This window comes from Dongia soli, from assembly GCF_034044715.1.
In the GTDB taxonomy this organism is placed as follows: domain Bacteria; phylum Pseudomonadota; class Alphaproteobacteria; order Dongiales; family Dongiaceae; genus Dongia_B; species Dongia_B soli.
Genome location: NZ_JAXCLW010000001.1, coordinates 19,851 through 44,524, shown reverse-complemented (window position 1 = coordinate 44,524; position 24,674 = coordinate 19,851). Strand labels below are relative to the sequence as shown.

Here is a 24,674-nt window from a genome sequence, read left to right as displayed (position 1 = left end):
GAAGGAAATCAGTTTGCGGACGTCACCAGACGGTCCGTGGCGCTTTCAATACGGCTTTCCAGCTCGCGCATGAAGGTCTTGCGATCGAGGCCCGGCGGAATGGCGGGGAGATATTCGACAGTGATGGTGCCAGCCCGCTTCAGGAAGGCTTTGCGGCCCCAGAACAGTCCGGAATTCAGCGCAACGGGTACCACCGGCACCTGCAACTGCGTATAGAGGGCGGCGATGCCTGGCTGATAGGGTTTGCTCTGGCCGGGGGTTACGCGGGTGCCTTCGGGAAAGATCACCAGCGATTGGCCCGCAGCAAAGGCGTCTCGCGCCTGACGCACCATTTGCTTCAAGGCGGCTGCCTTGCCGCTGCGGTCGACGGCGATCATCCCGACCTTGCGCAGATACCAGCCGAAGACCGGGATCCAGGTCAGTTCCCGTTTGAGGATGAAGGCAGGATGATGCAAAGCGAGCGAGAGATAAAGCGTCTCCCAGGCCGATTGATGCTTCACCGCGACGATGGCCGGGCCAGCTGGATAATGTTCGGTGCCGAGCACGCGGTAGCGCAAGCCAACCAGCACGCGCAGCAGCCAGAAATTGCCTTTGATCCAGATGCGGCCCGCCCTCAGAACCCAGGCGCGGGGGCCCAGCAATAATGGCAAGCAGACCACATGCATGATCGTGGTCCAGGCGATATAGGCGAGGTTGAACAGCAGGGCCCGCAATTTCATCATGGTCTGGATCAGGACCGTTTGAGGCCAGCCAGCAGCGACTGGACCGATGTCATCAGATTGCCGATGGAGCTTCGGACAGAGGACATGGCCGAATGCGTCGCCATCTGGGCAGTCCAGACCTGTGCCCGCGCCACGGCAACCAGATACTTATGATATTCGTTAATCAGCAAAGCCAGGATGCGCGGTTTGACGAACCAGTAGGCGTCGCGGATTTCCGGTGGGAAGACCGGATTGGGCACGACCTGCAAGCCGGGAAGGGCGCGGCGGAATTCCAGCAGGCTGCGATTCATATGATAATTGGCAGTGACGAGCCGGATCGAGGCGATCTTCTGCCCGGTGATCCATTGGGCGCTTTCCACCGCATTGCCTACCGTATTCTGCGCCCGGTCGACGGTTACACAGCATTTCATCGTCGCTTCGTCCGGCATGGTTCCGCCGGCTTCCGCCACCTTGCTGGCAACTTGGTTAAGATCGACGTTCGAGGCAATGCCGGAGATATAAAGGCGCGGCGCCAGGCCTCTGCTCAGCAAATCGAAGGCTTCGCTCAACCGCTCGCCACCGCCGGTCAGGACCACAATGGCGTCCGTCTTGGTTTCCGGATCCCGCACCTTGCCCGGGATCGAGGCGGCAAAAATCAACAGCCCGAAGAACCATGCCGCCACCACCAGCAAAACGGCATGCATGAAGCGCCGCGCTGCCGATGGCCGGTAGTGATGCGGTTCCCGGAAGTTAAGCCGTCGTTCCCCTCTTTTCATGGCGCTGGGTTTTAGCAGGTTGAGGTTGCAATGTCATGAGCCGCTATGGTGGGCGGTTGGGCCGGTCGCCAGCCCGAGAGTCTGGCCGAAATTCTGGACTAGAGACTCCGGTTAATCGAGCGCAGAACCGTCCAGCGTGCCGTCAGCATGGCCAGCAGCGCCATAGCCAATGGCAGGATGGCGAGGGCCGCCCAGTGCCAGGGCGTCAGGCCGAGTCCGCTTGTCAGCCCTTGCATCAGACCATGACCCGCCATAACTCCGCGATCCTCGCCCATATCGGCCATATCGAGCACCGTGCTGCCCAAAACCGGCTTCATTGCGATCAGCGTCAGTACCGCAAGAGCAGTGCCGATGATTCCGCCCATCAGGCTGACGCGTAGCGACTGGGTTTGGAACTGCCGGGCGATATAGCTGTCCTGTGCCCCAACCAGATGCAGAATCTCGATAACCGGTTGATGAACCGCAAGACCGGTTCGGGTGACGAAAATGACGGTCGCTGCCGCCGTGGTCAGGACCAGGATGACCAGGAAGACCGCCAAAGCCTGCATCGAGCGCAGAAAATGCAACGCGTCGTCAACCCAATCGCCATGATCGTCGATCCGCGTGTCGGGGACGATGGCGGTCAGGCGGTTGCGCAGATCGGCACGGTCGATGACCGCATCTTGGTGTGCCGTGACGGCGATCATGGTGGGTAAAGCGACGTCGAGTTCGCCCACCGTGTCGCCCAGCCAGGGTCGCAGCAGCCGTTCCAGCTCGGCGTGTTCCAGAACCGTTGCCCCTGTCACGCCCGGCGTCGCGGTTATCAAGTCGATGACCGCATCCAGGCGGTCGGCGCGCGCTTTGGTGCCGAGTGTTGGATCGATCGGCAATTCGACGGTCAGGTTGCCGGCCAGGCTGGTCCGCCAGTTATCGGCAAGCTGATCGATCATCAGGCTGCATCCCACCATGAGGGCAGAGAGATAAACCAGGAAACCGAGGATCCAGGGGAGGAAGCGGGCCGCCGGGTCCCCATGCAATGGCAGGTCTGAGCGTCGCCAAGCCATCTAATTCGTCCGGATATCAGTCATTGGCGGGGTTGCCTGCCGTGGCAATCGCAGGCCGCGCTTGAGACGAATTAGGCGGCATCGGATCGAAGGCCCTGACAGTATTATTCTCGATGCGCAATTGACGGTGGGTAAAACGACTGACCAGGCGATCGTTGTGGGTGGCGATGACGACGGTGGTCCCCATCTTGTTCAGCTCTTCGAACAGATACATCAGGCGCACGCCGATAACGTCATCGACATTCCCGGTCGGCTCGTCGGCCAGCAACAGGCTAGGACGCGAAATCACTGCCCGGGCGATGGCCAGGCGTTGCTGCTGACCGCCCGACAGGGTCGCCGGCAAATCGTTCAGGTGATCCGCAAGACCCACCCAGCCCAGTAACTCGGTGACATGCTTGCGGATCTCGCTCTCGCGCAGACCCGCAATCCGCAACGGCAAGGCGACGTTGTCGAGCGCCGACAAATGGCCGATCAAGCGGAAATCCTGAAAAACGACGCCGATTCGCCGGCGCAGGGCCGGCAGATCTTGCCGCCGCAGGGTGGCGATGTTGCGCCCGAAGAGATCGACCAGGCCGCTCGCCGGCGTCATCGCCAGGTACATCAATTTCAGCAAGGAGGATTTGCCGGCGCCGCTGGCCCCCACCAGGAAATGGAAGGAGCCCGGCGCCAAGGAAAAAGAGATATTTTGCAGGATGTTCGGCCCGGCGCCATAGCGCACCGCGACGTCTTCAAACAGCACCAAGGGGGCAATCCGTCCGCAGGAATTCCAATCGGCCGTAAGATGGCATAGCAGATAGCGGCTCGTCCAGGCGGGCGAGGTTACAGCATCGCCGATTCGCCCGTAACTTGCAGATGGTCGATCGAACGGCGACTCGGGCATTTTGATGATAACCGAGCGCCCTGCTTGCGAGGTCGCTTCCTCAGACTTATAAAAGTGCCAGATCCTAAAGGAGCATTGTCGAGTCGTGATTGTCAGTTGCCCAACTTGTGGAACGAGCTTCACGGTCGACGATTCCCTGATCGGACCGGCGGGGCGAAAGGTCCGTTGCGCGAAATGCGATCATCGCTGGCGGCAAATGCCGGTTGCGGCCGAGGCGCAGGATACCTCATCGTCTGGCCCCGATTTCGCCGATCAAATTAGCGACGCTGCCGCCGATCCCTTCGCTGCGCTGGCAGAGCCGAGGCAGGCCGCTGGCGACGCGCGAGTCGGTGAGATCCCTGTCAGCGATGTCCCCCTTGGCGATGCCACCGTCATGGAGCCGGTACTGGGAGGCCCCGGCATGCCGGACATTCCCTCCGGCCTCATAAGACCCCGGGAAGCAAGGCCAAGTGGCCCGATCACCGTACCGCCGAAAATGCCGCCGATGGAGCGGCCGAAGCGGGGCGGCTACCGCAGCCTGTTGCTGTTGCTCGGTGTTATCCTTGGCTTGCTTGCTGTTGCATTCTTTCTGCGCGACATGATCGCCCGATCGATTCCCGGTGCCGAGGAGCTCTATAGCCTGATCGGGATTCAAACCGGCAACCCAGCCGAGGATCTGGAAATCTCCAATATCAAGATCGTCAAGCGCGACGTGAACGATCAGCAGGCGCTGGAGATCTCGGGCGATATTTTCAATATCTCGAAGTATCCGATTCACGCCCCGATGCTGCAGGCGACGCCCAAGAATAAGGACGGCCAGATATTGTCGCCGTCCCATAGCTTCCGTCTGGAGCAACAGACATTGGAGCCGGGAGAAACCGTGTCTTTCCGCACGGTATATGAGGGCCTGCCCGACAACACCGCCAGCGTAACCGTCAACTTCGCAGAATAAGCGAAGCGCACCAGTCCACGTTTTATTAATAGCCTCGCTGCATACTGGGCGCAGGCGAATCGGCCCGTCATGAGGCGGCCTGGCGAAGGACACAGACTACGTGCGGAATTGGAATAAGTACGACCGCTTTTTCAACGTTTTGTTTACCACGCCGGTCAACGGGGCGCCTTGTGGTCGTGGTTGCCACGCGCCATATAATTGCCGGGCTCTCGGTAACCGGCCGGAAGCTTGGCGGACTCACGGGGATGTGATGGTGCGAGCTTGACCGGCATGGCATCTTTGATCGGCGGCGGTTCGGTTAATAGTCGGTCCAGGCGCTCGCGAAGTGGCGTGCAAGCCCAAGATGGTGATCACGTGGCTGAGATTTTGTTGGCGGAAGATGATGAAGCGGTACGAGAGTTTGTCTCTCGCGCCTTGTCTTATTACGGGCATCAAGTGACAGCGGTGCCCGATGGGGGCTCCGCGCTTGAAGCGCTGGAGAAATCGCCTTTCGATTTAATGCTGACGGATATTGTCATGCCTGGGCTGGACGGTATCGCCTTGGCTCTGAAGGCAACCAAAGTCCGGCCGGCGATGCCGGTGGTCATGATGACGGGCTTTGCCTCGGAGCGGCAGCGGGCCCATAATCTCGACGCGCTGATCGACCGCGTCGTAGCCAAGCCCTTTTCTCTGAAAGAAATCTGCGCTGCCGTCGACGATGCGCTGGCAAGCCGCAGAGGGGTGCCGGCTTAACCCAAGCCGAGCGCCGCCGGGCGTTCTCTAAATCTTGCCGAAAGAAACCCGTCAGAACTGTCGCAGCAGGCGATCGATATAGTCGCGTTCCAGCTTGGGACGTGACGGATCGTTCCTCCGCTGGCGCAATTCCTCAAAAATTTGCCGGCTGCGCTGCGCGGGGTCCTGGTCCGGCACCTTGACACCCGTCGTCTCGGTCGCATTCGAACCCGAATCTTCTGACCCCGGCGCCGCCCGCCCGAAGGGATCCATCCGATCGCGTTTGCCAGGACCGGTCTGCTGGCCGCCTGATTTCTGACTGAGCATCTGTCCAAGCTGGCCCAGGCCTTGTTGCAAGTGGCTGAGCGCCTCGTTCTGTGAATTTGCCGCGCTGTCGAGATCGCCTTCGCGAAAAGCCTCCCCGGCACCGCGCATCGCTTGTTCGGCTTGGCCCAGGCCCTGCGGTAAGTTGCCGGTCGCGTTACCGACATCCTGCATCAACTTACCGAGCTGGTGGCGCAGGGCCTCCTGATCGGCAGCGCTCATGCCGGAATCGCCTTCTTGGCCTTGGCCACCTTGACCGTTCTGATCGCGCTGCATCCGGAAAGTCTGCTCCAGCAGTTTCTGCTGTTGCTGCATGATGCGGCCGAGATCGTTCATCATCTGCTGGTTCTGCCCGTTCCCCGCAGACATGCTGGGCATGCCAGCCTGCAGGTTTTCCAGCATCTGCTGCAGCCGGTTCAACATCTGCTGGGCAGATTCTTTCGCGCCGTTCTGCGCCATTCGCCGGGCATTGTTCAGCATATCGTTCAAATCCTGCTGCGTTAGCCGGGTGCTGTTGGGATTGACGGGACCGAGCTTCAGTCCCTTCTCCACGGCGCGCTGCAATTGCTGCTGCAGATTCTGAAGATATTGATTCATGGCCTGCTGCAGCTTGTTCATCAGGGCCTCTATTTCCTCCGGCGAGGCATTTCGCGCCAAGGCGTCCTCAAGCTCGCGCTGCAAGCGCCGCAAGTCGCGCATGGCGAGGCTTGTCCCCCCATCCTCGATGGCAAGAGCGGTATCCCAAAGCAATTGCTGCAAATTCTCGCGCCCGGTCTGGTCGATGCCCAGGCTATCGATCAACTGCCGCCAGGCAAGATTGATGGCGAGATAGGCCGCGAGGTTATGGTCATAAGTCTCGGGCTGCTCGCCGATCGTGAAAAGCTCGCGCGCAATGGCGAGCAGGCCTTTGCGATCATCCAGACGTGCTTCGGTCAGTTGCTTGCGGGCGGCAATCAAGGCACGCGCGACGGGATGGAAGAACTGTCGCTCCGGCAAGGTCAAAGCGATCGGCGCGGTTGCGCCGATTTGACCGAGCGCATCGCGCGCGACCAGCCGCATCTCAACCGGCAAACCGGCCCAAGGATGTGAGGTCAAATCGAGATAGCTGGAACCTGTGGCCTTCTTGGAGTCCGAAGATTGCAGGGGAAGGCTGGTTTCGATGGTTTGCCCGTCGCGCTGGATGAAAGCGCGCAGATCCTTGACCCCGTAATCGTCAGAGGCGCGATATTCCAGGCGAAGGACACCGCGATCCGTCGCGCTGGGATTGCCGGCGAATTCGGCTGTCGGGGGGCGATCGGCAACAATGCGGATATGCCAGTCAGCCAGGGTGCTGCCGGCCGCGCGAATGCCAATCCCGTTGCCCTCGGTCAGCTTGGTTTCGATCCGCTGGGTGAGCGGGTCGAGCATCCGGAAATCGCTGGACTGATTATTGGCGGTCAGGACGGCTTTGGCACCGACACCTTCGGCCTGAACCAGCAATTTGCTGCCCGTCGGCACCGACAAGATGGCATCACCGGCCGCCGATCCCGTCGTCAGACTGATGGGCGGCAGGCCGGTATATTCGGGCGGCGTGATCCAGGCTTCGACGGTCACCTTCTCGCTGCTGGCATAGCCCGCGAAATTCGGTGTCAGGGCTTGCAGCAAGCGGCGCGGCCAAAGGTCACCTGCCCCGATGATGGCAATCACCAGCAGCAGTAGCAGCAGCCCCCGCAAGGCGTAGGGATCGCGCGATGACCAGTCGCCACGGGGCGGTGCCACGCGAAGCCGACCGATGGCCGCCAGGAGACGCGCGCGATGTTGTGCCCAGAGCGCGGCGAGGCCCGGATCGTCTTTTCCGGCCGAGAGGGCATCGTTCAAATGGGTCAGCGGTCGATGCGGCAGATTGCTGTCACGTTCCAGGCGACGGATGGCAGCCTCGCGGCCCGGCCAGGTGAAGCGACGCAACTGCAACCAGCCGGTGCCGACCAAGGTCAAAAAAGCCGCGGCCAACAGCGTGGCATGGAGCCAGGCCGGCAAGTAGCGGAACAGCCCGAACAATGCGGCTGTAAGGAAAATGCCGAGAATGAAAACGAGAGTCAGGCTGAGCGGTGCCAGCCGTTCCAGGATCAGGAAAGCGCGCGCAAGCCACAGATAGGGGCGCACATGTCCAGGCAGCACCGCATGGGGACCACCCGCCCGCGCCTCCGGGCCTCCGCTCTGCCGGTCTCTATCCTGCGGTTCGGCTTGTCGTTGCATCATCACGCAGCCTTCAGGTTGCGGCCGTCACCGTCTCGATCCTAGCTCGGCCGTAGCTGCCCTCAGTCGCCTTCACCAGCCGATAGCGGCTCCCGACAGTCTACAGCCAGCTAGGTACGCTGTCTTGCCCGATGATTGCGTCATAAGTTGGGCGTGGCCGCACCACCTGGAACGCATCGCCCTTCACCAGAACTTCGGCCGGCGGCAGCCGGGTGTTGTAGGTGGAGGCCATGACAGCGCCGTAAGCACCCGCCGAACAGATGGCAACCAGATCGCCGGCTTGCAATGGCGACATCGCGCGCTGTTCGGCAAAGCGATCACCAGTCTCGCAAACCGGACCGACAATGTCGACCCGGCTCACGGGGTCGTCATTGGAAGGCTGCATCACCGGAATGATGTCGTGATAGGCGTCATAGAGGGTAGGGCGGATCAGATCGTTCATCGCCGCATCCAGGATGACGAATTTGCGGCTGACACCCGATTTTACATTGATGACGCGTGTAATCAGCAGGCCCGCATTGCCGACAATGCTGCGGCCCGGTTCCAGCTCGATGGCGCAGCCAAGCGGCGCGATGATCTCGCGGACAGCCGCCGCATAGTCCTTGAGATCGATGGTCTGTTCGTTGCGATAAGCGATGCCGATGCCGCCGCCGAGATCGACCCGTTCCACCGGCAGGCCGGCGCGGCGCAAGCTGGTCACCAATTCGGCAATGCGGCTAAAGGCCGCCCGGTAAGGGGTGAGATCGGTCAGCTGCGACCCGATGTGACAGGAGATGCCGGCGACGCGGATGCCTGGCAGCCGGGCTGCGCGGGAATAGATCTGCGCCGCATGATCGATATCGATGCCAAATTTGTTTTCCGACTTACCGGTCGAAATCTTGGCATGGGTCTTCGCATCGATATCCGGATTGATCCGCAGCGCGATCACCGCCTGCTTGCCCAGGGATTTTGCGACCTCGCTCAGCGTATCGAGCTCGCTCTCGGATTCGACGTTGATCTGATGGATGCCGGCCTTCAACGCCTCGGCAAGTTCGTCGCGGGTTTTGCCGACACCGGCGAATACGATCTTGTCGGCCGGAATGCCGGCCTTCAAAGCGCGATACATCTCGCCGAGGGAAACCACATCGCCGCCAGCGCCGAGCCGTGCCAGGGTAGCGACAACCGCTTGATTGGAGTTTGCCTTCAGCGAGTAATAGACCTTGGCATCGAGATCCTGCAGGGCCGAGACATAGGCCTGGTAGTGATCGGTAATGGCAGCGGTCGAATAGCAATAGAATGGGGTGCCGACTTCCTCGGCCATCCGGGCGACAGGCACATTCTCAACATGCAGCTGCCCGTTCAGATAGGGAAAGTGAGTCATGATCGTATCGTGTTGCCGAGGACAAGCGGGCTGGATCAATTGAAGACGCCGGATTGCGGGTCGGTGTTCCTGGGATATTGCGCGGGGAAACCATCCTGCTTCTTGTCGGGCAGAACTGGCTCACCGTTCCTGCCACAGCCAGCCAGGCTGCCAACGGCGATGACAGCCAGCATTGGCAAAAGAATGCGGCGGACGACAGTCTTTGACATGGTCATAGGAAACGCTCCTTGGCTGCGCCAATCGCACGGCGCACATTATCCGGCGCCGTGCCGCCAAAGCTTTTGCGGCTGGCGACCGATTGATCGACGCCGAGCACGTCGAAAACGGCAGTGGTGATTTTCGGTTCGATCTGCTGCATCTCGGCCAGCGGCAATTCATGCAATTGGCAACCGGCAGCTTCAGCCTTGGCAACGATCGAGCCGGTGACGTGATGAGCGTCGCGGAAGGGCAGGCCCAGAACCCGGACCAGCCAGTCGGCGAGATCGGTGGCGGTCAGGAAGCCGCCCTTCGTGGCCTCGCGCAGCCGGGCTTCGTTGACGGTCATGTCGCGGATCATGCCGGCCGTTGCCGCGAGGCAGAGCGCGATCGTATCGGTGGCGGCGAAGGTCGGCGCCTTATCGTCCTGCATATCCTTGCCATAGGCCAATGGCAGGCCTTTCAGGATGATCAGCAACTGATTGAGAGAGCCGATCACCTGGCCAGCCTTGGCCCGCACCAATTCGGCCGCATCGGGATTGCGCTTTTGCGGCATGATCGACGAACCGGTGGTGAAGGCATCACTCAAGGTGATGTAGCGGAAGCCGTCGCTCATCCAGATGACGATCTCTTCGGCCAGGCGCGACAGATGTACGGCGAGGATGGAAAGACCGCTCAGATATTCCAGCGCGAAATCCCGGTCCGAGACCGCATCGAGCGAGTTGGCTGACGGCCGGTCAAAGCCCAAAGCTGTCGCCGTCGCATGGCGGTCGATGGGGAAGGAGGTCCCGGCAAGTGCTGCGGCGCCGAGCGGGCATTCATTAAGGCGCGCCCGACAATCCGCGAGGCGGCCGAGATCGCGGCCGAACATCTCGACATAGGCCATCAGATGATGGCCGAAGGTAATCGGCTGGGCTGGCTGCAGATGGGTGAAGCCCGGCATCACGGTGCCGGCATGCTGTTCCGCCCGATCGAGCAAGGCGGCGACCAGATCGCGGGCAGCGGCACTGACCTCATCGATGGCGCGGCGAGTCCATAGCTTGAAATCCGTCGCGACCTGATCGTTGCGCGAGCGGGCCGTATGAAGACGCCCTGCAGCATCGCCGATCAGCTCGCGCAGGCGGGCCTCGACATTCATGTGGATGTCTTCAAGAGCCGTCTTGAAGGTGAAGCGCCCGGCCTCGATTTCGGCCTTCACGGCATCCAGGCCATTGATAATCGCTTTGCCATCGGCGGGTGTCAGGATGCCTTGCTTGGCCAGCATGCGGGCATGCGCTTTCGACCCTTCGATATCCTCGGCATAGAGCCGCTTATCGATATCGATGGAGGCATTGATCTGCTGCATGATCGCGGCCGGGCCGGCGGCGAAGCGGCCGCCCCACATCTTATTGGCGTCGCCATCGGTCATGGTCAGCTGCGCCGCCTGTTTCTTCTCGGACTTGGTCGTCATGAATGAAAATCGGGCCTTTCCATCGTCCGGCTGCAAACGCAGCCAGGGTCCGGGGCGACTTTAACCTGTTTGACACGGCCACGCCACAACCGCGCTTGCCGGTTCCTGTCTGGTTTCCCTGGTTTGATGGCCGGCTGCGCCCTCCGGTCGCGGGGCGACCGGCACAGGAGATTGGCACAGATGGCCTTAGAGCCTATATGCTGAACCAGGTCTGGCGCCTCGCATGCCGGGCAGATGGTCGCCAGTGACGGAGGAATACAGGTGAAGGGTCGGTATCTGGGCTTTGTTCTGGGAGTCTTGCTCGTGGCCATTGCCGCGGCGCTGGTGGTCTACGGCAATATCGGCGGTCTGATGAGCAGCAAGACCGCGTCGCAGCAGCCCGCCGGGGCGGCATCCACCCAGACGATGGTCCCCGCCGGGACAGCACCGGCCAGCACCGGCCAGAGCGCCGGCAACGATATCCAGCCGGGCTTCTTCCAGAAATTGACACCGGCGCCGGATCTTGCCGGGGTCGTTGTCACCGACGCGGAAGGTAAGAATGTCGATCTCGGCAGCTATAAGGGAAAAGCGCTGCTGATCAATGTCTGGGCGACCTGGTGCCCGCCTTGCGTGGCGGAGATGCCGTCGCTCGACCGTTTGCAGGCACAGCTCGGCAGCGACAACTTTGCCGTCGTGCCGGTCGCCGTCGATGAAAACAGCCTCGATAAGGTTAAGCAGTTTCTGGCCGATCATCAGCTCGACAAATTGCCGGCGCTGCTCGATGCAAACCATGCCTTGGACGGCGTGGTGAAAATCGCCGCCTTGCCGACCAGCCTGTTGGTTTCGCCGGAGGGAAAGATTCTCGCCCGCTTCACTGGCGAGAATAAATGGGATTGCGGCAAGGCCCTGGCAGCGGTGCAAAACTTCGCCAAGGACGGGGCGATTACGGAAGAGATGCTGGAGCCCTGTCCGAACTAAGGGCCGCATCCGACGGAACGTGCAGCCCTACAGGTATCCGATTATCGGGTCGGGATGGGCGTTTCGCCGCTGTAATCGTAGAATCCCCGGCCGACCTTCTTGCCGTACCAGCCGGCTTCGACATATTTCACCAGCAGCGGGCAGGGACGATACTTGCTGTCGGCCAGGCCGTCATAGAGGACCTGCATCACCGCCAGGCAGACATCAAGGCCGATGAAGTCCGCGAGTTCCAGCGGGCCCATCGGATGGTTGGCACCGAGCCGCATGGCGGTATCGATCGAATCCACCGAACCCACGCCTTCATACAGCGTGTAGACGGCTTCATTTATCATTGGCAGCAGGATGCGGTTGACGATGAAAGCCGGGAAGTCTTCCGAGGAAGCGGTGGTCTTGCCCAGCTTCTCGGCGAGCGTCTTCACGGCGGTATATGTTTCGTCATCGGTCGCGAGGCCGCGAATCAATTCGACCAACTGCATCAGCGGCACCGGATTCATGAAGTGCATGCCGATGAATTTGCTGGGACGGTCGGTGGCGGCGGCGAGGCGGGTGATGGAGATTGAGGAGGTGTTGGAGGCGAGCATGGCTTCCGGCTTCAGAACCGGACACAACGCCTTCATGATCTCTTTCTTGATTTCTTCCTTCTCGGTCGCGGCTTCGATGATGAAATCGCAATCCTTGAGAAGTTCGTAGCTCTGGCCGGTGGCGATCCGACTGAGAGCTGCTTGATGATCGTCCTCGGTGATGAAGCCGCGCTTCACCTGGCGGCTCATATTGGTGTCGATCGTCTGCAGTGCCTTCTTGAGCTGTGCTTCGTTGATGTCGATCAGTTTGACGTCGAATTTCGAAAGTGCACAGACATGAGCAATACCATTACCCATCTGGCCCGCGCCGATAACGCCAACCTTCTCAATCATCGCGACACCATCTTCAGTTAAAAATCTGCCGGCGGACCCCCCAAGGATCCGCCGGCGTCATCGTTCTTATTTGGACAATTCGTTGGTCAGTTCGGGCACGGCCTGGAACAGGTCGGCCACCAGACCATAATCGGCGACCTGGAAGATCGGTGCGTCTTCATCCTTGTTGATGGCGACGATCACCTTGCTGTCCTTCATGCCGGCGAGATGCTGAATGGCACCGGAAATGCCGACGGCGATATAGAGTTCCGGGGCGACGATCTTGCCGGTCTGGCCAACCTGATAGGTGTTGGGCACGAAACCGGCATCGACGGCGGCGCGGCTGGCGCCGACGGCGGCGTTCAGCTTATCGGCCAGGCTGTCGAGCAGCTTGAAGTTGTCACCATTCTGCATGCCGCGGCCGCCGGAGACGACGACGCGGGCCGAGGTCAGTTCCGGACGTTCCGACTTTGCCAGTTCCTGGCCGACAAAGCTGGAAAGACCACTATCGCCGGCGCCCGCGACCTTTTCGACCGCGGCCGAACCGCCGGAGGCGGGGGCAGCGTCAAAGGCCGTGGCGCGCACCGTGATGACCTTCACTTTGTCACCCGATTGCACGGTTGCCATGGCATTGCCGGCATAGATCGGCCGCACAAAAGTATCGGCGTTTTCGACGCCGCTGATTTCGGAAATCTGCTGCACATCGAGCAAAGCTGCGGCGCGCGGCATGACATTCTTGCCGGTCGCAGTCGCGGTCGCAACCAGATGGCTGTAATTGGCGGCCAGACCGACCAGCAGTTTTGCCAGATTTTCCGGCAGGCGATTGGCATAGGCAGCATCATCCGCCAGCAGCACCTTCGCGACGCCGCCGATCTTGGCGGCTTCATCGGCGACAGCCGCGGCATTGCTGCCGGCGACCAGGATATGGAGTTCACCGCCGATCTTCTGCGCCGCGGTCACCGCGTGCAACGTGGCCGGGTTCAGCTTCGCATTGTCGTGTTCAGCGATAACAAGAACGCTCATGGAATGATCCTCAACTCAAATCCGTCGGTGACGGTCAGATGACCTTGGCCTCGTTGCGGAGCTTGTCGACCAGCTCGGCAACCGACTTGACCTTGATACCGGCCTCGCGCTTCGGCGGCTCGGCCACCTTCAGCGTCTTCAGGCGCGGCGCGGCATCGACGCCCAGCTGCTCCGGCGTCAACGTGTCGATCGGCTTCTTCTTCGCCTTCATGATGTTCGGCAGGGAAGCGTAACGCGGTTCGTTGAGACGCAGGTCGGTGGTCAGCACGAAGGGCATCTTCACCGTGATGGTTTCCAGGCCGCCATCGACTTCGCGGGTGACATTGGCGGTGCCGTTGTCGTTGACCACCAGTTTCGAGGCGAAGGTCGCCTGGGCGCTGCCCAACAGGGCCGCCAGCATCTGGCCAGTCTGGTTGGCGTCGTCGTCGATTGCCTGCTTGCCGAGAATGCAAATCTGCGGCTGTTCCTTATCGACCACCGCCTTCAGCAGCTTGGCGACGGCCAGAGGCTGCAATTCGACATCGGTCTGAACGTGAATGCCGCGATCGGCGCCCATGGCGAGGGCGGTCCGGATCGTCTCCTGGCACTGTGTCGGCCCCAGGGAGACGGCGATCACTTCGGTCGCCTTGCCGGCTTCCTTCAACCGCACCGCTTCTTCGACGCCGATTTCATCGAACGGATTCATCGACATCTTAACATTGGCCGTCTCGACGCCCGTGCCGTCCGCTTTCACCCGGACTTTCACGTTATAGTCAACGACCCGCTTAACTGCGACCAGAACTTTCATCTCGCAAATCTCGGTTCAAGAAGGTTCAACACATTGCCAGCGGACTGGAGAACCCATGGAAGGGCGGGGACCAGTTCGCTCCCGCTTGTGAGCAACCGGACATTTCTGCCGGGCTGAATTTCGCAGGCGCACAATAAGGGCGTGACATGATCGTGTCAACGTTACCCCCGGACTTGTCCGAATGCGTCCGGCTTGTGCATTTTCGCGAAATTTTCCTGCATTTCCGCTGGCTCCGGCCTGCTCTCCGACTTCCCATAAGGAGCGGGGGCAGAGCGTTGGCGTCACGTCGCCCAAGGTCGAACGCCAGGGGTCAGGCCGTAATGTTAAGGCTCAGGCTGACGTCAACTGTTAGCTGGGTCAGGGTCACCGTGGCGATCGCTGTTCCTGCTATCTCCGGCGCATCGCCGGGCGAGTATTTCCTGGCCGGCGTCAGTGATGGCACGGGTCATCTCCTGTTCGGCAGCTTCGACGGACCGGCTCAATTCCCGGAAGAACTGATCGTCATCGTTCCGTTCACCGGGCCTGCGCTTGGCCCGGGCAGTATTGGATAGGGCGAGCAAACCTTTGGCCTGGGCAATGGCGGTGCCGGCATCGTCGTTCAGGCTGCGCAGCGCTTTCTGGCCCCGGGCCTGCGGATCTTCATCCGCGGATGGTTCCTGCGCATAAACCGGCAGGTCCTCCTGCGCCCTCATCGGGCTGGAATCGGAAGCCAGGCCGGGTGGCAGCATCACCGCCGGCTCATCGCCCGGGCGATCGCGGCGGTGATCGCCGGTGGTAGCGGCAGGGGCGGATTTCGGCAAAGTCTGGCTGCGACAGCTTTCGCTCCGCGTCGTCAGTTGAAACAATCCTTGCCCAGCAATCATGGCGGTTGCTCCCTCGACCACCGATAATGCCATGATCAGATTGATTTCCTAATGAAGACTTAAGGAGATGACTAGGCGGCTTGCTTGCCGTGCGAAGCGTAATTGGACGCGGTATGACGACCGGCTTCGCATTGCCGGGCATAGGTGATCAGGTGATGGGCGACCAGGCCGATATGGATCAGATCCTCGATCCGCCCCTCCCGGAGCAGCGGCCATGCCATGCCCCAGAAAACGCGCCGGTAATCGCCAAGCAGGCCGACATGCAGGAAGATGTTCGAAAGGCAGGTGAGGGCCTTGCGGATGTTCGCCGCGTTGAGCCGGGCGGCGGTCACCGGTGGCTTGATGCGATTGGGAAACGTATGCCGGACATTATGGGCAAAGCGGGCATAGACCGCCTCCGGCCTGTAGGCATGGCGAACGCATTGCAGCCAGCTTCCCACCACATCCTGGTAAGGCAGGGTGAAGGCGACATTCGATTCCCGTGCTGTGTCATCGACCAAACGGCCGGCGGCGGCGAGCCGGTCCCAGAGGGGAGTGCGCGGCAAAGCCTGCAGCAGATTGATGGTCAGGACGGGGATCTGCGAGCGGTCGACAAAGTCGTTAACACGGCCTGCCGTCTCGACCGTATCGGTATCGAGGCCGAGGATGATGCCCGACACCACCTCAAGCCCGTAACTGTTGAGGATTTCGATGCCTTCCAGCATCGGCACGGTGAGATTCTGTTGCTTCGCAATCGCCTTGAGCGCGCCCAATTCGGGGGTTTCGATACCGCAAAAGACTGTGTGGAAATAAGCCTCGCGCATGAGCGCCAGCAGGTCCGGCAGTTTGGCGATATTAAGCGTTGCTTCGCAGGCGAAATGCACCGGGTAGCCGCGCTCCTTCTGCCAGGCGACCAGATGCGGCAACAACTCTCGCACGGCCTTGCGATTGGCGATGAAATTGTCATCGACGAAATAGATGCAGCCGAAAGGTCCCCGCACGATCATTGCGTCCAGCTCTGCCAAAACCTGCTGGGGTTTCTTCAAGCGAGGTTGCCTGCCATAGAGTGCGGGGATATCGCAGAATTCGCAGCGATAGGGGCAGCCGCTGGAGAACTGCACCGATCCCAGCATGTAGCTGCCGCGTTCGATGAGGTGATAGGCCGGGATCGGAAAATCCGTCAGCGGCAGGCGTTCCCGAGTGGCGATGATTTGCTGGGCGGGAGGCGGGGCGGCATCGGCGTCCAGCCGCTCGATCAAGGCGTCGGTGGCATCGCCGATCTCGCCGAGATGAAGATAATCAAAGTCGGGATATTTTTCCGGGCAGGCGGAGGCAGAGGGGCCGCCAAGCACGCTACATCGCCCAGCCGCACGAGCGCGCCGGGCGATGTCATGGATGGCGTCGCTTTGCACATGCATCCCACTGACCAGCACGATTTCCGCCCAGCTAAAATCGCGCTGCGTCGCCATGTGGACGTTCTCGTCGATGAAAAGGATGTTCCAGGCTTCCGGAAGGTAGCCCGCAATGACGAGAATGCCCTGCGGTGGCATGAAGGCGCGGACCCCCATCAGGCGATACGCATATTCGAAGGTCCCGAAAGAGGGCGTGTAGCGAGGGAAAACGCAGAGAACGCGGCGAGCGTTGCGGACCTGAACCGGGCTTTTCATCGATCTGGCCAGCCTCGCTCTCATGCTGAGGGTTAAGAGCCTGCGATCAACAACTTCCGAAATCAATCACATTCCAAATCTGTGAAATGCACCTTTCAACGGCACCGGCGGGCGGCGGACCGCCATCCACCACTGGCAGCACGCTACGAGCCTGCTCGACGTGCACATCCTTGATAGCGACTAGCTAAACAATGTCGGGGCCAGACCGATCCCGCGCTTTTTTCTTATGCCGATTTTTCTACCGTGTGATGGCTCAGCCGATCGATATAAGCGATGCCGATGGCCGACAGGATAAAGACCGTATGAATGACCGTCTGCAGGATGACACCGGTCATCGTATAGGAACTTTCCTCTCCACTGCCGATATTGCCGGCCTCGATGAAGGTCCGCAGCAAATGGATGGAGGAGATGCCGATGATCGCCATGGCCAGCTTAATCTTCAACACACTGGCATTCACGTGGTCGAGCCATTCCGGCTGGTCGGGATGATTTTGCAGGCGCAAGCGGGAAACGAAAGTCTCGTAGCCGCCGACAATGACCATCATCAGTAGATTGGAAATCATCACCACATCGATCAGGCCCAGGACAACCAGCATGATCTGCTGTTCGCTGAAAGTTGTTACATGCAGGACGAGATGCCAAAGCTCTTTCAGGAACTGAACGACATAGATGCCCTGCGCAACAATGAGGCCGAGATAAAGCGGCAATTGCAGCCAGCGAGAGCTGAAGATGATGGCCGGCAGCGGCCTTAGATTGACCGATCGCTGAGGTGCCTGTGTCTTGCCGATTTGCGACATGAAGAATTGTGCTCCCACTGATGTGGCTGCCGGTTCCGGGAGCAAAATAGATAAGGAGAACAGGACGGCCGGACAAGCCGTGCACGGACCTTTTCACTGACCGAAGCGTTTGGTTAGCGGTTCTTGCCCGGTACCCAGAGCACGTCGCGCGCACCCCGATCGTTGACAAAGCGGGAGAGGACGAAGAGATGATCGCTGAGGCGGTTGATGTACTTGATGGCCTGGGGATTGACGGGACCTTGTGCGGAGAGGGCGGTGATGTCGCGCTCGGCCCGGCGGGCGATGGTGCGGGCGAGATGCAGATAGGCGGCGGCCGCCGTGCCGCCGGGCAAGATGAAGGAGTTCAGCGGCTGCAACTCGCCGTTCATCCGATCAATCTCCTGCTCCAGGCGCTCGACCTGGGCTTCGATGATTCGCAGCGGCGGATAGTCGACCGGATCTTCGGGCGTGCAAAGATCGGCGCCGAGATCGAACAGATCATTCTGGATGCGGCCCAGCATGGCATCGATCTCAGCCTGATCGGCGGTATGAACTCTGGCGATACCGATTGCGGCATTGGCTTCATCGACCGTGCCATAAGCGATGACGCGGGGATCGTGTTTCGCCACCCGCTTGCCGGTGCCCAGCGAGGTTTTTCCCTTGTCGCCGCCCTTGGTATAAATCCGGGTCAACTGCACCATGATGCGGTCCGATCTCCGTCAGGCTTCAGCGCACGATCAGGTAGCCGACAAAACTCAGAACCGTCAGGCCCTGGAAGATGACGCGATAGCGCATCAGCTTGTTGCCATGACGTTTATTGAAATCGCTGCCCTTGGCCATGCTGAATAGACCCACCAGCAAAGTGACGAGCGTGGCGACGGCAAAAATCGCCGTCAGGGTGATGAAGATCGTTTGCATCGGGGGACTATATCCTCTCCTTTAAGACAGGGACAAGCTAAACAGGGGCCGGGGATCGGCTCGGGTGGCGAAGCCGGTGTAAACTTGACAGAGCCAGCCGGCGAGGCGTCACTTGGCCGCAGCGTCGGGCTGAAACCTTGGGAGAGAAGAGGCGAGCATGCGGACACTGAGCTTGAAAAATGGCGACCGGGTGCCGGTCCTGGGCCTTGGGACCTGGCGGATGGGCGAGCAGGGCCAGCAGCGGTCAGCGGAAGTCAAGGCGCTTCAAGCCGGCATCGATCTTGGCATGACCCTGGTGGATACCGCTGAAATGTATGGCAATGGCGGCGCCGAAGAGGTGGTTGGAGAGGCGATCCGAGGCCGCCGCGATCAGGTCTATCTGGTCAGCAAGGTCTTGCCGGGCAACGCCAGCCGCAAAGGAACCGTGGCCGCCTGCGAAGCCTCACTGAAACGGCTGGGCACCGACCGGCTCGATCTCTATCTCCTGCATTGGCGCGGGAGCTACAAATTGGCCGATACGCTCGCCGCCTTTCAGGATCTGCTGAAGGCGGGCAAGATCAAGGCTTTCGGTGTCAGCAATTTCGATCTCAGCGACATGCAGGAATGGCTGAGCCTGGCGGAGGGTGACCGCTGCGTCGTCAATCAGGTGCAATACAATATTGCCTCGCGCGGCATCGACTTCGATCTGCTGCCCTGGTGCCGGAAGCAGGATATCGCCGTCATGGCCTATTGTCCCTTGGCGCAAGGCGACATCCCCGCTGAAAACGGCCTGGCGAAAGTGGCCCAGCGCCATGGCGCGACCCCGGCCCAGATCATGCTGGCCTGGTGCCTGCGGCACCCGAATGTCCTCGCTGTGCCGAAATCGAGCCAGCCGCAGCGCCTCGCGGAAAATGCCAAGGCAGCGGAGATTTCCTTGTCGGCCGAAGATTTAGCTGATCTTGATCGGGATTTCCCGGCACCGAAACAGGCGGAACCGCTGGCGATGACCTAACTGCCGCCAAGCCGGCACGGAAATTTGCTTGGCAGGCTGAAACCATCACCCCATATCGAGCGAATATGCAGGTGACAGCAGAGATAGGATGAGGACGCAGATGATATGGTCCGTTCCCAAACACAAATTGGAAATGCCGAAACCCGGTGAGGCTTTGCCAGGCCGCGCCCAGGCCATGACCGTGGCGCCGACGCATCTGGTGACCGGTGGACGCATCGTTCCGCCTTTCCCGACCAGCAGCGAATTGGCCTTGTTCGGCCTCGGCTGCTTCTGGGGGGCGGAGCGCAAATTCTGGCAGCTTCCCGGCGTGCTTGCCACGGCGGTCGGCTATGCCGGCGGCTTCACCCCCAACCCGACCTATGAGGAAGTCTGCACGGGTCGTACCGGCCATAATGAGGTTGTGCGGGTCAATTACGATCCGGCTGAGATCAGTTATGACACCTTGCTGAAGACGTTTTGGGAAAGCCACAATCCGACCCAAGGCATGCGCCAGGGCAACGATGTCGGCACCCAATACCGGTCCGGCATCTATGCGACTTCGCCGGCGCAGCGCGCCGCTGCCGAGGCCAGCCGGGATAGCTATCAACGGCAATTGTCAGCTGCGGGCTTCGGCGCCATTACCACGGAAATCATCGATGCGCCGGAATTCTATTATGCCGAGGATTATCACCAGCAATATCTGGAGAAAAATCCGAATGGCTATTGTGGTCTTGGCGGAACCGGCGTCGGTTGTTCCATCGGTCTCGTCACGCCCGCCTGAGGCCCGTTTATAAAAGCACCCGGCTGTTGAGGCGATGGCGCAGCAGGACGAGGCGGTCATTTCCCCAGAAGACGTCATTGCCGATGACGAAGCTCGGCACACCGAAGATGCCAAGCGCCACGGCATCGGCGAGATGCTGTTGATGCAGCTGGACCGTTTCGGGCTCATCGATGGCGGCAACGATCTTGTCGCCATCAAGGCCGGCCCGTTTGGCGATATGGGCGATATCGCCATCGCTTTTGGGTGTAGCCTGATCCTGCATGACCGCGCCAAAAAGCGCGAAGCTCATGATCTGACCTACGTCGAAACGCAAGGCGGCCACGGCCGCTAAGGCGATCCGGTCCCAGATACCGTCCCAATCCGGCTCGACCAGGGGCACCTTGTAGTAGTTGGCCCAGCGATGCACATCGACGTTGCGATAAGTGGCGTCATATTGGCCATTCCGGGCGCGCCCGTCATAAGGATGATCGCCCCGTGCTTTCATCAACGCATCGAATTGCAACGGCTTCCAGCCAATGGTGACGCCAAACTCCGTCTCCAAAGACGGGATTTGTGTGGCAGCCAGATATGAATATCGGCTGTCGATGGCGTAATAAAAGTCAACCTGCATGTGAGGCAGCCTCTTCAGCCGGCTCAAAACCGACGAGCAGCAAGCGGGAATCCGCGGCCAGCGAGGTCAGCGTCAGCAGGGGCGCTTCGCCCGTGGCGAGATCGAGCCGCAGGCTATCCCAGGGTTTCAGGGAATGGCCGTCATCCTCGAACTTGATATCGAAACTGCCGAGCAGGCAGAACAGCACGGTCGTCCGGCCCGGCGGGCTGAAGATCAAGGGATGGTTCGGCAGCGGCGTAATGATATTGAGCTGGGCCGAATATCGAACGTCATGCATAACATTGAACACGATGCAACGGCCATTCCGCAGGCGACAGGTTGTCGGCTTGTCGCCGCTGAACCGCGCCGGCATATGCCGCTCATGCACCACGATCCCCGGACCTCCGGTAATGTCGAGATCGAAGCCCTCGCCATCCAACAAGGTGATGATCCGCTCGACCCCTTTCCCATAGACGGAAAACGGGCCGTCCCGGTCGATTTCCGCTAAAGCGACGCGCCAGGTGAAATCATCGGCACTGCCGGCGACCGCTGGCTCGACGGCAATATCCATCGCCTGGCCGCCACCATTGCGCCAGGGTACACGGCGATAATTGGCAAAAGGGAGGGACGTAATTTGCATCTATCTCAGTTCCGCCCGCTGAGAAGGCCGCGGGCCACCACTTGCGCCTGAATTTCCGCAGCCCCTTCAAAGATGTTCAGGATGCGGGCATCGCAGAGCACCCGGCTGATCGGATATTCCTGAGCATAACCGTTGCCGCCGTGAATTTGCAGGCCATTATCCGCGTTACTCCAGGCGACGCGTGCCGCAAGCAGTTTCGCCATCCCGGCCGGGATATCACAGCGCCGGTCGCTGTCCTTTTCGCGCGCGGCGAAATAAGTGAGCTGGCGCGCCATCATCGTTTCCACCGCCATCCAGGCCAGCTTGCCGGCGATGCGCGGGAAGGAAATCAGCGGTTTGCCGAATTGGATGCGCTCACAGGCATATTTCAAACCGAGTTCCATGGCACATTGCGCCACGCCCACCGCCCGGGCGGCCGTCTGAATGCGCGCCGATTCGAAGGTCGCCATCAACTGCTTGAAGCCTTCGCCTTCGGCGCCGCCCAGCAGGTTTTCGGCCTTGACCTCGAAATCGTCGAAGCCGAGCTCATATTCCTTCATGCCGCGATAGCCGAGGACGGGGATTTCCCCGCCGGTCATGCCTTTGGCCGGGAAGGGGTTCTCCGGCGTGCCGCGCGGCTTTTCGGCGATGAACATGGAAAGGCCGCGATAATCCTTGCTCTCCGGATCGGTGCGGGCCAACAGGGTCATGACATCGGTGCGGGCGGCATGGGTGATCCAGGTCTTATTGCCGGTGATGCGATAGATGTCGCCGTCCTTAACCGCCCGGGTGCGCAGTGAGCCGAGATCCGATCCAGTATTGGGTTCGGTGAAAACTGCCGTCGGCAGGATTTCGCCGGAAGCCAGCTTCGGCAGCCATTTCCGCTTCTGCGCCTCGGTGCCACCGAGCCGAATCAGTTCCGCGGCAATTTCCGAACGGGTGCCGAGGGAGCCGAGGCCGATATAGCCGCGCGACAGTTCTTCGGTGACGACGCACATGGCCAGCTTGCCGAGGCCGGCGCCGCCGAATTCTTCCGGCACTGTCAGGCCGAAGACACCCATCTCAGCGAGCTGCTGAACGACCGTCAGCGGGATGAGATCGTCCTTGAGATGCCATTGATGCGCGGCTTCACGATGATCTTCAGCAAAGCGACGGAACTGCTCCTGCACCATCAGCAGCGTATCGTCATCCAGGGCCGCTTCGCCAAAATTGCCTTCCGCGATGAGCTCGGCGAGGCGTGATCGGGCAATGCTGCTATTGCCCTGCTCGATCAGATTCCGGGCCGGATCGAGATGAGCCAGCTCATGTGCGGTCAGGCCAAGATCGCTTGGCCGGACAATCTCGCCTTGGCTCATCGCCAGCCCGCCCCTGAGTTGGGCCAGATATTCACCGAAGCCGATTTGCAGGATCAATTGCTCGGTTTCGCGCAGGCGGTCGCTCGCTTGCAGGCGTTCCGCCCAGTCCAGCATCTGCCGCAGGGCTTCGACATAGGTGGCCATCCAGGCAAAGCCGTGGGCGGCGAATTGAGCCGCGTCGAAGGCGCGCGCATCGATCTTGCCGCCGCTCGTCACATCGGTGACCAGACGTGATCTCGCGGCGTCCAGCATGGTTTCGGCGGCCGTCAATCCTGCCCGGCAAGCGGGCAGAAGGCTGTCGATCACGGCGGCCGGCGCCGCCGTTTTCACTTGCGCATGGGGCATGAAGTGGTCCTCAGCCCTCGATCACATCTTCCAAAGTGCGGCAGCCAGGGCGCTTGGCCTGCACCAACACCGCCATATTGCCCGGCTTGTGCTGGTTCTTCCACATCTTGGTATGGGCCATCGGAATGTCGTTCCAGCCGAATACTTCCGACATGCAAGGATCGATACGGCGCTCGACCACCAGATTATTGGCCTGGGCCGCTTGCAGCAGATTGGCGAAATGGCTGCCCTGGATGCGTTTTTGCCGCATCCAGACAAAACGCGCATCCATGGTCAGGTTGTAGCCGGTCGTGCCGGCGCAGAAGACCACCATGCCGCCACGTTTCACCACGAAGCAAGAAACCGGGAAGGTCGCCTCGCCGGGATGTTCGAAGACGAAGTCGACATCGACTCCCTTGCCCGTGATATTCCAGATCGCCTTGCCGAATTCACGGCACTTTTTCATATAAGCGTTGTAGCCCTCGGTGTCGTCGACATCGGGTAACTGGCCCCAGCAATCGAAGTCGTTGCGGTTGATGACGCCTTTGGCGCCCAGCGCCATGACGAAATCGCGCTTGCTCTCATCGGAAATGATGCCGATCGCATTGGCGCCCGCGGTGGCAATGAGCTGGATCGCCATGGAGCCCAGGCCGCCGGAGGCACCCCAGACCAGCACGTTGTGGCCGGGCCGCAGGATATGCGGACGATGGCCAAACAGCATGCGATAGGCAGTTGCCAGGGTCAGCGTATAACAGGCGCTCTCTTCCCAGGTGATATGCTTGGGGCGCGGCATCAATTGCTGGGCCTGCACGCAGGTGAATTGCGCGAAGGATCCATCCGGTGTCTCATAGCCCCAGATGCGTTGGCTGGGCGAGAACATCGGGTCGCCGCCGTTGCATTCCTCGTCATCGCCGTCATCCTGATTGCAATGGATGACGACCTCATCGCCGACCTTCCAGCGCTTCACTTTCGAGCCGACGGCCCAGACGATGCCGGACGCATCGGAGCCGGCGATATGGAACTCCGCCTTATGCACGTCAAAAGGCGAGATCGGCTTGCCGAGGCCGGCCCAGATGCCGTTGTAATTGACGCCGGCGGCCATCACCATCACCACGACCTCGTTGCTGTCGGGCTTTGGCGTCTGCACCACCTCGACCTGCATCGCCTGTTCCGGCGGGCCGTGGCGCTCGCGGCGAATGGCCCAGGCATACATTTTGGAGGGTAGATGGCCGAGGGGCGGAATCTCGCCGATTTCATAAAGGTCCTTCACCGGCCGGCCCCCGGCGTTCGCGCCGCCGGGCGTCGCGCTGGTACCTTGATGCAGTGGAACAACCTTCGCCGTATCGGTCATCTTTTCATTCCCCTTGTTCTTGTCGATGTCGCTGCTTCTTCGCGGTCGCAGCATTACGGCCATGATGCCTTCGCAGATGCGGAAGCGCAACGATGATTTGTCATAAATGTGCGTTACCGGCAACAGCGACGCATCAATTGAGCGTGACGCATGGAGTTATTGTAATTTTATTTCTCTCGGCCGCCATCACCCAGACTGACCGATCATCTTCCCGCC

At 60.6% G+C, this 24,674-nt stretch carries 25 protein-coding genes and 1 pseudogene; 6 read left to right on the top strand and 20 right to left on the bottom strand.

Annotation, left to right across the window (positions count from 1 at the left end; all coding sequences use genetic code 11):
* Positions 1–8: 8 nt before the first annotated feature.
* From SMD27_RS00230 to ftsE, 4 genes are all read right to left on the bottom strand, one after another.
* Positions 9–722, bottom strand: a complete 714-nt coding sequence (locus SMD27_RS00230; protein WP_320506328.1) for a lysophospholipid acyltransferase family protein — start codon at positions 720–722, stop codon at positions 9–11.
* Between the two features lie 8 nt (positions 723–730).
* A complete protein-coding gene (locus SMD27_RS00225; protein WP_320506327.1) occupies positions 731–1,405 on the bottom strand; it encodes a YdcF family protein in 675 nt (224 codons plus the stop codon).
* Positions 1,406–1,575: 170 nt separating this feature from the next.
* Positions 1,576–2,520, bottom strand: a complete 945-nt coding sequence (locus SMD27_RS00220; protein ID WP_320506326.1) for a cell division protein FtsX — start codon at positions 2,518–2,520, stop codon at positions 1,576–1,578.
* Between the two features lie 16 nt (positions 2,521–2,536).
* Complete coding sequence (gene ftsE, locus SMD27_RS00215; RefSeq protein ID WP_320506325.1) at positions 2,537–3,262, bottom strand: cell division ATP-binding protein FtsE; 726 nt, start codon at positions 3,260–3,262, stop codon at positions 2,537–2,539.
* 223 nt (positions 3,263–3,485) lie between these two features.
* Between ftsE and SMD27_RS24090 the strand changes: the two are divergent.
* From SMD27_RS24090 to SMD27_RS00205, 3 genes and pseudogenes are all read left to right on the top strand, one after another.
* Positions 3,486–3,584: pseudogene (locus SMD27_RS24090) on the top strand (MJ0042-type zinc finger domain-containing protein); the annotation flags it as partial.
* A 12-nt stretch (positions 3,585–3,596) separates the two neighbouring features.
* Positions 3,597–4,331 carry a DUF3426 domain-containing protein gene (locus tag SMD27_RS00210; RefSeq protein WP_379991186.1) on the top strand — a complete coding sequence of 245 codons (735 nt, stop codon included), beginning with the start codon at positions 3,597–3,599 and terminating at the stop codon, positions 4,329–4,331.
* A gap of 270 nt (positions 4,332–4,601) precedes the next feature.
* Positions 4,602–5,063: a response regulator gene (locus tag SMD27_RS00205; protein ID WP_320507520.1), complete on the top strand. Its 462-nt coding sequence runs from the start codon at positions 4,602–4,604 to the stop codon at positions 5,061–5,063.
* Positions 5,064–5,114: 51 nt separating this feature from the next.
* Here SMD27_RS00205 and SMD27_RS00200 read toward each other — a convergent pair whose 3' ends face one another.
* From SMD27_RS00200 to argH, 4 genes are all read right to left on the bottom strand, one after another.
* A complete protein-coding gene (locus tag SMD27_RS00200; protein ID WP_320506323.1) occupies positions 5,115–7,604 on the bottom strand; it encodes a DUF4175 domain-containing protein in 2,490 nt (829 codons plus the stop codon).
* A gap of 97 nt (positions 7,605–7,701) precedes the next feature.
* Positions 7,702–8,961, bottom strand: a complete 1,260-nt coding sequence (lysA, locus tag SMD27_RS00195) for a diaminopimelate decarboxylase (RefSeq protein ID WP_320506322.1) — start codon at positions 8,959–8,961, stop codon at positions 7,702–7,704.
* A gap of 35 nt (positions 8,962–8,996) precedes the next feature.
* On the bottom strand, positions 8,997–9,176 hold the full coding sequence (locus SMD27_RS00190; RefSeq protein ID WP_320506321.1) for a lipoprotein: 180 nt from the start codon (positions 9,174–9,176) through the stop codon (positions 8,997–8,999).
* Positions 9,173–10,564, bottom strand: coding sequence for an argininosuccinate lyase (gene argH / locus SMD27_RS00185; protein ID WP_320507519.1), 1,392 nt, complete (start codon positions 10,562–10,564; stop codon positions 9,173–9,175). Before argH ends, SMD27_RS00190 begins: the two co-directional genes overlap by 4 nt.
* Before the next feature lie 303 nt (positions 10,565–10,867).
* Here argH and SMD27_RS00180 point away from each other — a divergent pair, with 303 nt between their 5' ends.
* Positions 10,868–11,563 carry a TlpA disulfide reductase family protein gene (locus tag SMD27_RS00180; RefSeq protein ID WP_320506320.1) on the top strand — a complete coding sequence of 232 codons (696 nt, stop codon included), beginning with the start codon at positions 10,868–10,870 and terminating at the stop codon, positions 11,561–11,563.
* A gap of 41 nt (positions 11,564–11,604) precedes the next feature.
* Here SMD27_RS00180 and SMD27_RS00175 read toward each other — a convergent pair whose 3' ends face one another.
* The 8 genes from SMD27_RS00175 to SMD27_RS00140 all read right to left on the bottom strand — a co-directional run bounded on the left by SMD27_RS00175 (position 11,605) and on the right by SMD27_RS00140 (position 18,469).
* Positions 11,605–12,477, bottom strand: a complete 873-nt coding sequence (locus SMD27_RS00175) for a 3-hydroxybutyryl-CoA dehydrogenase (RefSeq protein ID WP_320506319.1) — start codon at positions 12,475–12,477, stop codon at positions 11,605–11,607.
* A 66-nt stretch (positions 12,478–12,543) separates the two neighbouring features.
* Positions 12,544–13,479: an electron transfer flavoprotein subunit alpha/FixB family protein gene (locus SMD27_RS00170; protein WP_320506318.1), complete on the bottom strand. Its 936-nt coding sequence runs from the start codon at positions 13,477–13,479 to the stop codon at positions 12,544–12,546.
* A gap of 34 nt (positions 13,480–13,513) precedes the next feature.
* Positions 13,514–14,266 carry an electron transfer flavoprotein subunit beta/FixA family protein gene (locus tag SMD27_RS00165; protein WP_320506317.1) on the bottom strand — a complete coding sequence of 251 codons (753 nt, stop codon included), beginning with the start codon at positions 14,264–14,266 and terminating at the stop codon, positions 13,514–13,516.
* A gap of 341 nt (positions 14,267–14,607) precedes the next feature.
* Entirely contained in the window at positions 14,608–15,162 is a 555-nt protein-coding gene (locus tag SMD27_RS00160; protein WP_320506316.1) for a hypothetical protein, read from the bottom strand.
* Positions 15,163–15,200: 38 nt separating this feature from the next.
* A complete protein-coding gene (locus SMD27_RS00155; RefSeq protein WP_320506315.1) occupies positions 15,201–16,775 on the bottom strand; it encodes a B12-binding domain-containing radical SAM protein in 1,575 nt (524 codons plus the stop codon).
* Between the two features lie 224 nt (positions 16,776–16,999).
* Positions 17,000–17,572, bottom strand: coding sequence for a TIGR00645 family protein (locus tag SMD27_RS00150; RefSeq protein WP_320506314.1), 573 nt, complete (start codon positions 17,570–17,572; stop codon positions 17,000–17,002).
* Between the two features lie 113 nt (positions 17,573–17,685).
* A complete protein-coding gene (locus SMD27_RS00145) occupies positions 17,686–18,252 on the bottom strand; it encodes a cob(I)yrinic acid a,c-diamide adenosyltransferase (RefSeq protein ID WP_320506313.1) in 567 nt (188 codons plus the stop codon).
* A 25-nt stretch (positions 18,253–18,277) separates the two neighbouring features.
* Positions 18,278–18,469, bottom strand: a complete 192-nt coding sequence (locus SMD27_RS00140; RefSeq protein ID WP_320506312.1) for a twin transmembrane helix small protein — start codon at positions 18,467–18,469, stop codon at positions 18,278–18,280.
* Between the two features lie 157 nt (positions 18,470–18,626).
* Between SMD27_RS00140 and SMD27_RS00135 the strand changes: the two genes are divergently transcribed.
* Both SMD27_RS00135 and msrA read left to right on the top strand, forming a co-directional pair.
* Positions 18,627–19,460 (top strand): aldo/keto reductase, encoded by an 834-nt coding sequence (locus SMD27_RS00135; RefSeq protein WP_320506311.1) that lies wholly within the window; start codon positions 18,627–18,629, stop codon positions 19,458–19,460.
* Positions 19,461–19,560: 100 nt separating this feature from the next.
* Positions 19,561–20,220 carry a peptide-methionine (S)-S-oxide reductase MsrA gene (msrA, locus tag SMD27_RS00130; protein WP_320506310.1) on the top strand — a complete coding sequence of 220 codons (660 nt, stop codon included), beginning with the start codon at positions 19,561–19,563 and terminating at the stop codon, positions 20,218–20,220.
* A gap of 7 nt (positions 20,221–20,227) precedes the next feature.
* On the opposite strand, the gene SMD27_RS00125 is transcribed toward msrA, so the two are convergent.
* From SMD27_RS00125 to ccrA, 4 genes are read right to left on the bottom strand one after another with little or no spacing between them, the layout of a single operon-like run.
* Entirely contained in the window at positions 20,228–20,830 is a 603-nt protein-coding gene (locus tag SMD27_RS00125; protein WP_320506309.1) for a 2-hydroxychromene-2-carboxylate isomerase, read from the bottom strand.
* Positions 20,820–21,449, bottom strand: coding sequence for a HutD/Ves family protein (locus SMD27_RS00120; protein WP_320506308.1), 630 nt, complete (start codon positions 21,447–21,449; stop codon positions 20,820–20,822). Before SMD27_RS00120 ends, SMD27_RS00125 begins: the two co-directional genes overlap by 11 nt.
* A 5-nt stretch (positions 21,450–21,454) precedes the next feature.
* Positions 21,455–23,128 carry an acyl-CoA dehydrogenase family protein gene (locus SMD27_RS00115; protein WP_379990858.1) on the bottom strand — a complete coding sequence of 558 codons (1,674 nt, stop codon included), beginning with the start codon at positions 23,126–23,128 and terminating at the stop codon, positions 21,455–21,457.
* 10 nt (positions 23,129–23,138) lie between these two features.
* Positions 23,139–24,458 carry a crotonyl-CoA carboxylase/reductase gene (ccrA, locus tag SMD27_RS00110; protein ID WP_320506307.1) on the bottom strand — a complete coding sequence of 440 codons (1,320 nt, stop codon included), beginning with the start codon at positions 24,456–24,458 and terminating at the stop codon, positions 23,139–23,141.
* Positions 24,459–24,674 lie beyond the last annotated feature (216 nt).

Bases quoted from the DNA above. Each gene is read 5' to 3' on its own strand.
- SMD27_RS00150 (WP_320506314.1), bottom strand. From the start codon at position 17,572: ATGTCGCAAATCGGCAAGACACAGGCACCTCAGCGATCGGTCAATCTA.
- SMD27_RS00140 (WP_320506312.1), bottom strand. From the start codon at position 18,469: ATGCAAACGATCTTCATCACCCTGACGGCGATTTTTGCCGTCGCCACG.
- ccrA (WP_320506307.1), bottom strand. From the start codon at position 24,458: ATGACCGATACGGCGAAGGTTGTTCCACTGCATCAAGGTACCAGCGCG.
- SMD27_RS00220 (WP_320506326.1), bottom strand. From the start codon at position 2,520: ATGGCTTGGCGACGCTCAGACCTGCCATTGCATGGGGACCCGGCGGCC.
- SMD27_RS00115 (WP_379990858.1), bottom strand. From the start codon at position 23,128: ATGCCCCATGCGCAAGTGAAAACGGCGGCGCCGGCCGCCGTGATCGAC.
- SMD27_RS00120 (WP_320506308.1), bottom strand. From the start codon at position 21,449: ATGCAAATTACGTCCCTCCCTTTTGCCAATTATCGCCGTGTACCCTGG.
- SMD27_RS00155 (WP_320506315.1), bottom strand. From the start codon at position 16,775: ATGAAAAGCCCGGTTCAGGTCCGCAACGCTCGCCGCGTTCTCTGCGTT.
- msrA (WP_320506310.1), top strand. From the start codon at position 19,561: ATGATATGGTCCGTTCCCAAACACAAATTGGAAATGCCGAAACCCGGT.
- argH (WP_320507519.1), bottom strand. From the start codon at position 10,564: ATGACCGATGGCGACGCCAATAAGATGTGGGGCGGCCGCTTCGCCGCC.
- SMD27_RS00225 (WP_320506327.1), bottom strand. From the start codon at position 1,405: ATGCATGCCGTTTTGCTGGTGGTGGCGGCATGGTTCTTCGGGCTGTTG.
- SMD27_RS00135 (WP_320506311.1), top strand. From the start codon at position 18,627: ATGCGGACACTGAGCTTGAAAAATGGCGACCGGGTGCCGGTCCTGGGC.
- SMD27_RS00165 (WP_320506317.1), bottom strand. From the start codon at position 14,266: ATGAAAGTTCTGGTCGCAGTTAAGCGGGTCGTTGACTATAACGTGAAA.
- SMD27_RS00210 (WP_379991186.1), top strand. From the start codon at position 3,597: ATGCCGGTTGCGGCCGAGGCGCAGGATACCTCATCGTCTGGCCCCGAT.
- SMD27_RS00145 (WP_320506313.1), bottom strand. From the start codon at position 18,252: ATGGTGCAGTTGACCCGGATTTATACCAAGGGCGGCGACAAGGGAAAA.
- lysA (WP_320506322.1), bottom strand. From the start codon at position 8,961: ATGACTCACTTTCCCTATCTGAACGGGCAGCTGCATGTTGAGAATGTG.
- SMD27_RS00200 (WP_320506323.1), bottom strand. From the start codon at position 7,604: ATGATGCAACGACAAGCCGAACCGCAGGATAGAGACCGGCAGAGCGGA.
- SMD27_RS00160 (WP_320506316.1), bottom strand. From the start codon at position 15,162: ATGGCATTATCGGTGGTCGAGGGAGCAACCGCCATGATTGCTGGGCAA.
- SMD27_RS00175 (WP_320506319.1), bottom strand. From the start codon at position 12,477: ATGATTGAGAAGGTTGGCGTTATCGGCGCGGGCCAGATGGGTAATGGT.
- SMD27_RS00230 (WP_320506328.1), bottom strand. From the start codon at position 722: ATGATGAAATTGCGGGCCCTGCTGTTCAACCTCGCCTATATCGCCTGG.
- SMD27_RS00170 (WP_320506318.1), bottom strand. From the start codon at position 13,479: ATGAGCGTTCTTGTTATCGCTGAACACGACAATGCGAAGCTGAACCCG.
- SMD27_RS00205 (WP_320507520.1), top strand. From the start codon at position 4,602: ATGGCATCTTTGATCGGCGGCGGTTCGGTTAATAGTCGGTCCAGGCGC.
- SMD27_RS00190 (WP_320506321.1), bottom strand. From the start codon at position 9,176: ATGACCATGTCAAAGACTGTCGTCCGCCGCATTCTTTTGCCAATGCTG.
- SMD27_RS00125 (WP_320506309.1), bottom strand. From the start codon at position 20,830: ATGCAGGTTGACTTTTATTACGCCATCGACAGCCGATATTCATATCTG.